Origin of the sequence: Amycolatopsis sp. NPDC059657, assembly GCF_042734395.1 — a bacterium.
GTDB lineage: Bacteria > Actinomycetota > Actinomycetes > Mycobacteriales > Pseudonocardiaceae > Amycolatopsis.
The window spans coordinates 1-10,910 of record NZ_JBHWEB010000197.1; the positions used below are offsets into that span (position 1 = coordinate 1).

Genomic DNA, 10,910 nt, shown 5'->3' on the forward strand with positions numbered 1-10,910 from the left:
TATTGCTCGTTGCGGCGGGGGTGACGTTCGGTGTGGGGGGGGTGTGTGTGGTGGATACCCCCCCCCGCCCCCCCCCCCCCCCCCCCCCCACCCCTGGTCCAGCAGGGCCAGGAGGGCGCCCGGTCCGATGAGCGAGGCGCCCTCGGCCGTCACGCGGGCTTTGAGCTCGCGGTCGGCCGTGACCACGACGACGCGGTCGCCCGGTCGCTGGGTCACCGCTTCGCGGGTGACCGCGACGATCTCCGAGTCGCCGTCCGTCGGCGCGGCGGCGACGCGGACGTCGTCGGTCGGGGTCACGCCGCGGGCCTTGCCTTCGACGACCAGGATGACGCGCGGCCACCACGTCCAGGCGCCGTCCATCGGCAGGCCTGCGTCAGCGGCGGATATCCCCGACACCGCAAGGCGAGCGAGTTTGTCGCGGAGTTTGACGGCCGCGCCGTGACGGTCGCGCCACCAGCCGTCGGGGCGGGAGCCGACGACGTTCGCGCCGTCGACGATCAGCACCAGCTCGCGGCCGACCTGCTCGTGCAGCGCGGGCCAGGCGAGCGCGAAATCCTTGTGCAGGCGGTAATCCGGGACCTTGGACGGCGACACCCACGCCAGCTCCGAGCTCTCCGAGTTGGCGACGCGCTCGTTGACCGGCTTCGTGATCGTGGCGAGAACCGTGGTGTAACGCCAGTTTCCATGGTCCACTGTGGACTGACTGGTCACGGTCAGCGCGTCGGCCGCGATCTCGGCCTCTTCCCATGCCTCGCGGATCGCCGTGCCGCGGGTGCTCTCCCCCGCCTCAACCGCGCCGCCGGGGATCGCCCAGGTACGGCCGTGGTGCACCCACCACGCTCGCCGCTGAAGCAGGACGCCTCGCTCGGGATCGGTCAGCAACAGCCCTGCCGCGCCATACCGCCCCCAGTGCCGGTGGCCGTGACCACAGCGCACGAAACCGTTGGCGTCCATGGCTTCAGCCTGTCACACCGACCTGACGTTCGGCAGTCTCTTCGAAGGCGACCGCCGCCGCGCCCACCAAGGCCGTGTCGGCGCCGAGCTGCGCGGTGCGGATCCTGGCCAGTGGCCGGTGGCCCGCGCCGGTGATGAGACCCGAGTAGTGCTCGCGGGCCTCGTCGAGGAACAGTGGCGCCGATTCGGAGACGCCACCGGCGATCACGATGACCTCGGGGTCGAACACGTCCGCGACCAGCGCGAGCCCTTCGCCGAGCCATTTCGCGAGCTCGGCGAGCGCGCGCTGGGCCACCGGGTCGCCGTCGCGGGCGGCACCCGCGACGCGCCTGCCGGTCACCGAGCCCGGGTCGCCCGCGGTCTCCCTGGCCAGCACGGTCGACCGGCCGGGATGCCTGGCGAGCAGCTCGACGGCGGTCGCGGCCAGCGCGGTCCCGCTGCAGTAGCGCTCCCAGCAGCCGTACTTCCCGCAGGGGCACGCGCGCCCGCCGGGCACCACGGTCAGGTGGCCGAGTTCGGGGGCGACGCCGTGCGCGCCGCGGTAGATCTTGCCGTTCAGCAGCAATCCCGCGCCGATACCCGTGCCCAGCGCCACCAGCACGGCCACGCTGGAGCCGCGCGCCGCGCCGAAGCGGTGCTCGCCGACGGCCGCGGCGTTCGCGTCGTGTTCGAGGGTCACCGGCAGGCCGACGCGCTTGGCGATCCGGTCGCCGACCGGTGCGCCGCGCCAGGCGAGATGCGGCGCGAACATGACCGAACGGCGGTCCGAGGCCACGAACCCGGCGACGGCGAGGCCGACGGCCGCCACCTCGTGCCGGTTGCGCAGGTCCTCGATCACCCCGGCGATCGCGTCCTCGAGCGCGCTCTCGCCACTCGGGGTGGCCACCCGGCAGGTGTCCAGCAACGAACCCTGCTCATCGACGACGCCGGCGCGCACGCTGGTCCCGCCGACATCCACACCTATCGCCAGCACTCAGTTCTCCCGATCCGGCTGCCACTCGTCCCGTCTGCGCACGGCGATGTGCTGTACCCGGACGGACGGTACTGGATCATCATGCGCGGCACCCGGCTTGGCCGCCGGTTGGAAGCCGGGCATGTGCACGCCGCCCTCGGGCTCCCACCGGTCCGCCAGCACGGCCCTGAGCAGCGCGATCAGCTGCGCGGCCTGCTCCATGAGCTTCGCCGCGAACTCGGGCCGCTCGCCCTTGACGACGGCGACGAGCGCGCACAGCGGGCACCAGCCGCAGTCGCTCGCCTCGTGCGGCTTCTGCTCGGCTTCGGGCCCGTGGCCCGCGGAGATGACGCCTTCCAGCCACGGTGCCGCACGTTCGATGACCATTTCGACGAGCAGCCTGATCTCTTCGGCCAGGCTGCTCGCCTGATACGTGTTTTGCTCGGTCACGAGCGCCTCCGGTCGGCGGACAGTGACACCACCAGCCCCGCCGCGTCGGACTCGGCTCCGGTGATGCGACACGGGCGCAGCAGTGCGGGCAATGCGATGAGACGGCGGAAGCCGTCGACGGTGATGGCGAGGTCGTCGTCGACCCGCGCGAGATCGAGTGCGGTGTCCCTGCCCAGCGGCAACGCCACTCGCAGCGTGTATCCACCGTCCACTTCGGACACCTTGAGCAGCGGCGTGATCCCTGATCCGTTACCGGACAGTGGATCCGCGCCATGATAGAGCTCGGCCGCGATCTCCAGCAACGCGGGCAGCCCGACCGGCTCGACCGCGCGGTGCTCGACCGCGCGGATCAGCCCGGAGCCGAGGCCTGCCGCGTCGAGTTCGGCGAGCACCTCGTCCTGCTGGTTACGCCTGGTCCGCATCCAGTTCGCGGCGGAGCCACGCCAGATGCCCGGTGCGGGCATCAGCCGGTTGGCGATCATGCCGTCGACCCGGATCCCGCGCAGCGCAAGGGAACTGAGCGTGCGGCGGGCCTCGGCGACGACCACGCGTTCCGGCGTGAGCACCAGCCGGACGGTGGTGATCGTCGGGTCGGTGAGCAGCGCGCGCAGTGACTCGAGGTGCCTGCCGAGCCTGCGGACGGCGTCGGCCGTGCCGCTCCAGCGTTTGCGGCCGAACAACCGGGTCAGGTAGCCGGAGATCGCCTCGGGCAGCGCGAGCAGCCGCAGCGTCTCGGCGGTCGGGCCACAGTCGACGACGATCGTGTCCCACGGGCCGGTCTCGGCGAGCCGCTGCACCTCGGTGAGCGCGAGCACCTCGTCGACGCCGGGCAGCACGGTGAGCTCTTCGGCGTCGAGCTGGTCGATCCCGGCGCCGGACAGCATCGACTTCAGCTGCCCGCGCAGGTCCTGCCAGACGGTGTCGACCAGGCCGCGCGAGTCGATCTGGGCGGCGTGCAGCAGCGAGTCCACTTCGGACGGCTCCGCGCCGAGCGGGACACCGAACGCGTCGCCGAGCGAGTGCGCGGGGTCCGTCGAGACCACGAGCGTCTTCCTGCCGCGCCCGGCGAGTGCCGCGGCGGTGGCCGCGGCGAGGGTCGTCTTACCGACGCCCCCTTTGCCGGTAAACAGGAGTATCCGCACTAGGCGAGACTCTCCACGCGCTTCTTGAGCTCCTTGAGCGCCGTGTCCATGACCATCTTCTCGGCCTTGCGGCGCAGCAGCCCGATCATCGGGAGCGCGAGCTCGACCGAGAGCGTGTAGGTCACCTTCGTGCCCGCGCCCGACGGCTCGAGCTGGTAACGCCCGTTCTGGGCCTTCTGCATCTGGCCCTTGACCAGATGCCAGCTGACGGCGAGGCCGTCGGCGTCCCAGTCGTACTCCAGCGTGTAGACGTCCTTGATCGGACCGGCGTCGAGGGTCAGCCGCACCTGGTGGGGCTTACCGGCCTCGTCTTCGGCGAGGACCTCGGTCTCTCGCACCGCCTTGGCCCATTTCGGATACTCGGGGAAGTCGGCGATCACCGCCATGACCCGATCGGGCGACGCGGCTACCTCGATGGACTGCGTGGACTGCTCGGCCATGGGGGAAGAGTAACCGTTCCGGCTAGTCACCAGCGCAGCACGTAGGGCAGTTCTGTCTCCTTGAAGTGACCCACGTTACGGCACTCGGTCCTGCCGAGGCGCCTCCGCGCCGACAGGGGCTGGTGCACGTGGCCGAACACCGACCAGCGGGGTTGCTGAATCGTGATCAGCTCGCGCAGCGCGGCCGAGCCGAGCTCGTGCCGCTTGGCGACCACGTCGTAGGTCAGCTCGGGCACCGCGGGCGGGATGTGGGTGCAGAGCAGGTCGATCTCGCCGAGCTCGGCGACGTCCGCGTCGAAGTCCTCGTGCGTGCGCAGGTACGGCCGCCAGCCACCCCCTTTACGCGGCACGATGCCCTTCGGCAGCAGCGCCCCGCCGACGAAACCGCACCTCAGGCCGCCGATGTCGATCACGTCGCCGTCCAGGATGTGGACGCCTTCGCGGGCGAACTCGTGCCAGAGCGCGGGGGTGTCGACGTTGCCGGGGGTGGCGTACGTCGGCACGGGCATCGCGGCGAACAGGACCGCGTACTGGGCGCGGATGGCCTCGTCGACGGCGGCGGCCGGGTCTTCGAGGGTGGCCCAGAGCGAACGGGAGTACGCGATCGTCTCGTCGCGGGTGCCCTCACGGCGCAGCCGCGCGAAGGTGGCCACGTTGTCGGCGCCGAACAGCGCGCCCATGATGCCCTTGTCGTGCTGGTGGTAGTCGACGAAATCGACCAGGTCACCGAGCACGATCAGCGCGTCGGCGCCGTCACCGGCCCGCTTGAGCGCCTCGTTGTTGCCGTGAACGTCCGAAACGACGTGTACCCGCATAGCTCCCCTTATACGGCGTGGCGGGGCGGAACACCCGGCTCACGGCCATCCTCCAGGATCTCCTTCAAGCCCAGCGCGATGCCCTTGGCCGCGCGGGCCCTGCGGTCGAACTCCTGGCGGAGCTTGCGCGGGCTGAGCGCGGGCCCCTCAGGGGAAGCGCGCAGGAAGTAATGCAGAAGCGTGCCGTCGAGCATCGGCTCGAGCCAGATCTCCATCGTGCCGACCAGCGCGCCGCGCACGGTCCACCTGAGTCCCTCGTCGCCGCGGTCGGTGTAGACCTCGAGCACCAGGTCGGGCCAGTATCGGGACCAGGAGCGCGGATCCGCGAAAGCCGCCTTCACCGTGCCGGCCGGTACCGCGAGAAAGGTTTCGTCGACGATGTCGATCGCGCTAGCTTCAGCCACGAAATGGAGAATGTCATGGGCGCGGTCGTGCATCCGCATCAGCATGGCCTTATGGTGACCCGCACGCTAAGTTAACCGGCGGGTAACAGCTCGCGTTTGAACACGGAGGTCCACGTGCGCGAATACAGCGCTCCCGCCACTCGCCCGGTCGCCGGCGATGAGAACCTCGCGGACGTTGTGTGGGCGAACGCCGAGCGTTTCGCCGATCTCGTCAGCTTCCGCCGCCAGGTGAACGGCACCTGGCTGGACGTCACGGCCGCCGAGTTCGCCGCGCAGGTGCTCGCGGTCGCCAAGGGCCTGGTCAAGTCCGGCCTCGAGGTCGGCGACCGGGTCGGCCTGATGTCCAAGACCCGCTACGAGTGGACGCTGATCGACTTCGCGATCTGGGCGGCCGGCGGCGTCACCGTCCCGATCTACGACACCTCGTCGGCCGAGCAGGTGCACTGGATCCTGTCGGACTCCGCCGCCAAGGCCGTGTTCGTCGAGACCGACGACCACCGCGCGACGCTGGAGAGCGTCATCGAGCGGCTGGACGGGCTGGAGAACACCTTCCAGATCGAATCCGCCGAGAAGCCCGCCATCGACGTGCTCAGCGCGATCGGCGTCAGCCTCACCGACGACGAGCTGCACAGCAGGCGCCGCACGGTGAAGTCGAGCGCGCTCGCGACGATTGTCTACACCTCGGGCACCACCGGGCGTCCCAAGGGCGTCGAGCTGACCCACAAGAACCTGCTCTCGGAGATCCGCGGCGCCGTCGAGGCGTTCCCCGACCTGATGGAGCAGGGCAACTCGCTGCTGGTGTTCCTGCCGCTCGCCCACGTGCTGGCGCGGGCGATCGCGGTGACCGCGCTGAGCACCCGCGTGACGCTCGGGCACACCTCGGACGTCAAGAACCTGGTCGCCGACCTCGGCACGTTCCGCCCGACCTTCGTGGTCGCGGTGCCGCGCGTGTTCGAGAAGGTCTACAACAGCGCCAAGCAGAAGGCGCACGGCGACGGCAAGGGCAAGATCTTCGACGCCGCCGAAGCCACCGCGGTCGCGTACAGCGAGGCGGAAGCGGCCGGCAGCATCGGGCTCGGCCTGCGCCTCAAGCACACGCTCTTCGACAAGCTCGTCTACGCGAAGCTGCGCGCGGCACTCGGCGGCCGGTGCATCGCGGCCGTCTCCGGCGGCGCTCCGCTGGGCGCGCGGCTCGCGCACTTCTTCCGCGGCATCGGCGTGCCGGTGTTCGAGGGTTACGGCCTGACGGAAACCTCGGCGGCCGCGCATGTCAACACGCGCACCGCGTTCCGTGTCGGCACCGTCGGCAGGCCCGTCGCCGGGACGTCGTGCCGGATCGCCGACGACGGCGAGATCCTGCTCAAGGGTGACGTGGTCTTCGGCGCGTACTTCAACAACCCGGAGGCGACCGCCGAGTCGCTCAACGACGGCTGGTTCCACACCGGCGACATCGGCGAGCTGTCCGACGACGGCTTCCTGAAGATCACCGGGCGCAAGAAGGAGATCATCGTCACCGCGGGCGGCAAGAACGTCGCGCCGTCCGGGCTCGAGGACACGATGAAGGCCAGCCCGCTGATCAGCCAGGCCATGGTGGTCGGCGACCAGCGTCCGTTCATCGGCGCGCTGGTGACCATCGACGAGGAGTACTTCCCGACCTGGAAGTCCCAGCACGGCAAGGATTCCGGCGCGTCCGTCGCCGACCTGGCCAACGACGAGGATCTGCGCGCCGAGGTGCAGACGGCGGTCGACCAGGCCAACCTCGCGGTGTCGAAGGCGGAGGCGATCAAGAAGTTCACGATCCTCGCCAAGGACTTCACCGAAGCGGGCGGCGAGATCACGCCGAGCCTCAAGCTCAAGCGCAACGTGGTCAACAAGAACTACGCGGTCGACATCGAGGCTTTGTACAAGAAGTAAGGGCTCGTGAGCGTTGCCGGGCGGTTAGAACCGCCCGCAACGCTCACGACCCCAAAACTCAGGCCGGCGCCGTGACGGGGGCGTCCCACTCGATGTGGTGGTCGTAGAGCCAGTTCCGCTCGGTTCCCGCGTCGCGCTGGCCCGCGCTGACGGCGACCAGGCGCTCGACGCGCTCGCGGCGCAGGCCTTCGTAGGTCTTGAACGCCTCGGGCGCGTCGGGCAGGTCTCGCAGGCATTGGGCGAGCACGACGCTGTCCTCCAGCGCCATCGAGGCGCCCTGGCCCGCCGCGGGCGACGCGGCGTGCGCGGCGTCGCCGACGAGGACCATCTCGGGAGTCGACCAGATCGGCAGCGTCGGGACGTCGTAGGCGAGGCCACCGTGGACCTCGTCGCCGGTCGCGGCGATGATGCCCGCCGACGGTGGTTCGTCGTCCGCGAAGGCCTCGGCCGCGAGCGAACGCCACTCGGCCGGTGTGACGGCCGCCAGCTCTGCGCGGTCGCGTTCCGGGCCGGGGATGCGGGAGAACCAGTACGTCTGGCCGTCGGGGGCGGTCGTGTAACCGAAGAACGCGTGTTTGCCTTGGATCATGCGGTAAATCGCGGGCGCGGCAGGGATGTCCTTGCTGCGCGTGTAGCCGTAGACGATGTTGAGGCCGGTGTAGCGCGGGCTCGGCGCGTCGGGGTCGATGAGCTTGCGCACCACCGAATGCAGGCCGTCCGCGCCGATCAGGATGTCGCCGTGCGCGGTCGAACCGTCCTCGAAGCGGGCTTCGACACCCTGCGACGTCGTCTCCGCCGAGACCAGGCGTTTTCCGTGTTCGAAGGCGATGCCACGCCGGGCCGCCTCACCGTGCAGCACGTGGTAGAGCCCGGCACGGGTGAGCGTGCGCGGGCTGGTGACGCCGACGCGGGAGAAGACCCGCTCCCCCACCTGCTCGCCGGTGACGCTGAAGACCTCGACGCCGTGCGCCGGGAACGAATTCGCGATCACCGGGTCCAACGCGTCGATGGCGCTCAGCGCGTCCATCCCGTTGTCCATGATCGTCAAGAAGGCGCCGGCGTCGGCCGCCCCCTCGGGATACGCCTCGTGGATGACCGCCTCGATCCCGGCCTTGTGCAAGGCCATCGCCGTCACGGCACCCGAAATCCCACCACCGATGATCACAGCCCTGCGCGTCACCGCTCCGACCTTACCGAAAACGGTGACGCGCAGGGGTTGATCAAGCGCGCTCCGCTGCCGCCAACCGGACGCAGACGGTCAGGCCCTTGACGGCCTGTTCGATCTCCGCGAGCTCCGGGAAGGTCGGCGCGATGCGGATGGTCTTGTCCTCGGGGTCGTCACCGTACGGGTGCGTCGCGCCGGCGGGCGTGAGCGCGATGCCGGCGGCCTTCGCGAGGCGGACGACCTCCTTCGCGGTGCCGGGCACGACGGTCAGCGAGATGAAGTACCCGCCGGTCGGCTTGGTCCAGGTCGCGAGGCCGGTGTCGCCGAGCTCCTCGGTGAGGATGCGGTCGACCGCGTCGAACTTCGGCGCGATGAGTTCGCGGTGCTTGCGCATGTGCGCGCGGACGCCGTCCTCGTCCTTGAGGAACAGCATGTGGCGCAGCTGGTTGATCTTGTCGGGGCCGATCGTGCGCTTGCCGATCTTGCCGATCCACCAAGCGATATTGGCCTTCGAGGCACCGAAGAACGCGACACCGGCACCGGCGAGCGTCACCTTCGACGTCGACCCGAAGACGAACGCGCGGTCCGCGTTGCCGTTCTCCTCGCACAGTGCGAGCAGGTCGGCGAGCGGCGCCTCGACGTCGGTGAGGTGGTGGATCGCGTACGCGTTGTCCCAGAAGATGCGGAAGTCGGCGGCGGCCGTGGTCATCGCCGCGAGCCTGCGCACGGTCTCGTCGCTGTAGGTCGTGCCGTCAGGGTTGCTGTACTTCGGCACGCACCAGATGCCCTTGATGCCGGCGTCCTCGGCGACGAGCCGCTCGACGACGTCCATGTCCGGGCCGGACTCGGTCATCGGCACCTGGATGAGCTCGATCCCGAAGCGCTCCGAAAGCGCGAAGTGGCGGTCATAGCCCGGAACCGGGCAGAGGAACGCGACGCGCTCCTCGTCGGCCCACCGGCGCTCGGCGCCCGGCAGCGGGCTGAGCATCGCCTGGACGACCGAGTCGTGCATGAGCTCGAGGCTCGAGTTGCCCGCGGCGAGCAGCTGGTCGGCAGGCACCTGCAGGAAGCCGCTGAACAGGCGGCGCAGCTCCGCGAGACCGTTGAGACCGCCGTAGTTGCGGACGTCGGTGCCGTCCTCCGCCTTGAAGACGTCGCCGGGGAGGCCGAGCATGCCGTTGCTCAGGTCCAGCTGGCGGGGAGACGGCTTGCCGCGGGTGATGTCGAGGGAGAGGCCGCGCTCGACGAGCGCCGCATAGTCGCTACGGGCCGTCTCGGCGTCGACAGAGAGGGTTGTCATAACGTAACGCTAACCCCGAGGTCCGCACGGCTTTCCGAGTGGTCCGCTTCACAGCTCTGGCGAACCACGGACGAGTGACGCGGGCGGCGCTATTCGATCACCTCGGGTGATTGATTGCCATGGCCGGTCGATTCCGGGAATGAAATGATTCCACACGCGAAATCACGATAAATGTTACGGTACGGGAAATCCGCGCAACAAATCCTCCGGCGAAGCGACTGTCCTGCGGTAGGGGTGTTCCGCTCTCCGTGAGCCCGAGGTGAAATGCGCATGTCCGCGTACTGCAATGATTGTCACCGTCCGCTGGCCGAAGGCGCCGTGTGCTCGTGCGCCTATACCCGGTCCTGGTATTCCGGGGCCGCCGACCGGATCGAAACCGGCCGGAACACCCGGATGGTGACGCTGGTGGCCATCGGGGCTGCCGTGGTGATCGCGGTGGCCGTGCTGGTGGTGGTCACCATGAAGAACTCGCCGGCGCCGGTCGTCGTCACCGGGCAGGACCGGGTCGTGGCGAACATGCAGGCCTCCACGCAAACCGAGTACGTGCCTTACGTTCCGCCGCCCGCCACGGTGACCACGGTGCAGCGCCCGCCCACAACGGTGATCAGCGATTCGCTGCGCACCTTGCGTTCTTATGCGGCGGGCGATTTGGGCACGCTGCGCGCGACCGCGAACGGGCGCTGGGTGGCGCAGCTGAGTTCGAAACAGCCGGGAACGGTGGCGCACGGCATGCGCTACGACACCGACATGATCCTGTCGGAACACCTCACCCTGCGCTCGCGGTATCCGGGTTCCCTGCTCGTGTGGACCGGGGATTGGCCCAGCTACAAGAATCCCGACTATTGGGCGACGGTCGGCGGCACCGTCTACGCGACACCCGAAGCGGCGAACGCCTGGTGCGATCAGCAAGGCTTCCCCAAAGACGATTGCTACGCGAAACGCCTGCGCACCACCGGCGGCCCCGACGGCAACACAAAACTCAGGTAGGTCGTGGTCCTCTCTCACCAAGTTCGGTTTGGTGAGGGGAGCCTTCACCCGGCTATACGTGGTGAACTAGGCCCTCATGCGACCGGACTTGGTGAAGGAGTCCCTCACCAAGTCCGGCGAAGCGCCCTCAAGTCTCGGGTGGGTGTGAAGTGAGGGGGCCGTTGGGTGCTTTGTACGCACTCGGGGCCACCCTCGCTTCGCGATGGAACTCCTCGCCCGCAGGAGCGCAGTGGGCCCCGGTCCGAGCCAAGCGCGAGGGTCGTGAGTGGTATGGCCGGTTAGAACCGGCCATGTAACTAGTCAGGTGGTTGCTGGGTTGGTTGGTAGCCAGGGGTTGCCGGTGATGGCGTTGTGGAGTGCGGTCAGGATGTGGATGCCGTTTTTGCG

Annotated in this window: 10 protein-coding genes and 1 pseudogene; 2 read left to right on the forward strand and 9 right to left on the reverse strand. The window is 69.3% G+C overall.

The features are described from left to right. Nucleotides 1-96 precede the first annotated feature (96 nt). From ACFV15_RS46275 to ACFV15_RS46305, 7 genes and pseudogenes are all read right to left on the reverse strand, one after another. Nucleotides 97-954 (reverse strand): annotated as a pseudogene (locus tag ACFV15_RS46275) (NUDIX domain-containing protein); the annotation flags it as partial. Between the two features lie 4 nt (nucleotides 955-958). Beyond that, nucleotides 959-1,912 carry an ROK family protein gene (locus tag ACFV15_RS46280; protein WP_378359650.1) on the reverse strand — a complete coding sequence of 318 codons (954 nt, stop codon included), beginning with the start codon at nucleotides 1,910-1,912 and terminating at the stop codon, nucleotides 959-961. Between the two features lie 15 nt (nucleotides 1,913-1,927). Further along, nucleotides 1,928-2,293, reverse strand: coding sequence for a hypothetical protein (locus ACFV15_RS46285; protein ID WP_378359652.1), 366 nt, complete (start codon nucleotides 2,291-2,293; stop codon nucleotides 1,928-1,930). Between the two features lie 59 nt (nucleotides 2,294-2,352). Then, on the reverse strand, nucleotides 2,353-3,498 hold the full coding sequence (locus ACFV15_RS46290; protein WP_378359639.1) for an ArsA family ATPase: 1,146 nt from the start codon (nucleotides 3,496-3,498) through the stop codon (nucleotides 2,353-2,355). Continuing rightward, nucleotides 3,498-3,938: an SRPBCC family protein gene (locus ACFV15_RS46295; RefSeq protein WP_378359641.1), complete on the reverse strand. Its 441-nt coding sequence runs from the start codon at nucleotides 3,936-3,938 to the stop codon at nucleotides 3,498-3,500. The genes ACFV15_RS46290 and ACFV15_RS46295 overlap by 1 nt, the downstream gene beginning before the upstream one ends. 26 nt (nucleotides 3,939-3,964) lie before the next feature. Further along, nucleotides 3,965-4,753 carry a metallophosphoesterase gene (locus tag ACFV15_RS46300; protein ID WP_378359642.1) on the reverse strand — a complete coding sequence of 263 codons (789 nt, stop codon included), beginning with the start codon at nucleotides 4,751-4,753 and terminating at the stop codon, nucleotides 3,965-3,967. 8 nt (nucleotides 4,754-4,761) lie between these two features. Further along, the gene (locus ACFV15_RS46305; RefSeq protein WP_378359643.1) at nucleotides 4,762-5,157 is read right to left on the reverse strand and encodes a polyketide cyclase / dehydrase and lipid transport; all 396 of its coding nucleotides are present in this window, start codon (nucleotides 5,155-5,157) and stop codon (nucleotides 4,762-4,764) included. A gap of 114 nt (nucleotides 5,158-5,271) precedes the next feature. On the opposite strand from ACFV15_RS46305, the gene ACFV15_RS46310 reads away from it, so the two are divergent. Next, a complete protein-coding gene (locus ACFV15_RS46310) occupies nucleotides 5,272-7,071 on the forward strand; it encodes an AMP-dependent synthetase/ligase (RefSeq protein WP_378359645.1) in 1,800 nt (599 codons plus the stop codon). 58 nt (nucleotides 7,072-7,129) lie between these two features. On the opposite strand, the gene ACFV15_RS46315 is transcribed toward ACFV15_RS46310, so the two are convergent. Together ACFV15_RS46315 and ACFV15_RS46320 are read right to left on the reverse strand one after the other, a co-directional pair. After that, nucleotides 7,130-8,251, reverse strand: a complete 1,122-nt coding sequence (locus ACFV15_RS46315; protein ID WP_378359646.1) for an FAD-dependent monooxygenase — start codon at nucleotides 8,249-8,251, stop codon at nucleotides 7,130-7,132. Nucleotides 8,252-8,291: 40 nt separating this feature from the next. Continuing rightward, complete coding sequence (locus ACFV15_RS46320; RefSeq protein ID WP_378359648.1) at nucleotides 8,292-9,536, reverse strand: aminotransferase class I/II-fold pyridoxal phosphate-dependent enzyme; 1,245 nt, start codon at nucleotides 9,534-9,536, stop codon at nucleotides 8,292-8,294. A 270-nt stretch (nucleotides 9,537-9,806) separates the two neighbouring features. On the opposite strand from ACFV15_RS46320, the gene ACFV15_RS46325 reads away from it, so the two are divergent. Further along, nucleotides 9,807-10,523 (forward strand): hypothetical protein, encoded by a 717-nt coding sequence (locus ACFV15_RS46325; RefSeq protein WP_378359649.1) that lies wholly within the window; start codon nucleotides 9,807-9,809, stop codon nucleotides 10,521-10,523. Nucleotides 10,524-10,910 lie beyond the last annotated feature (387 nt).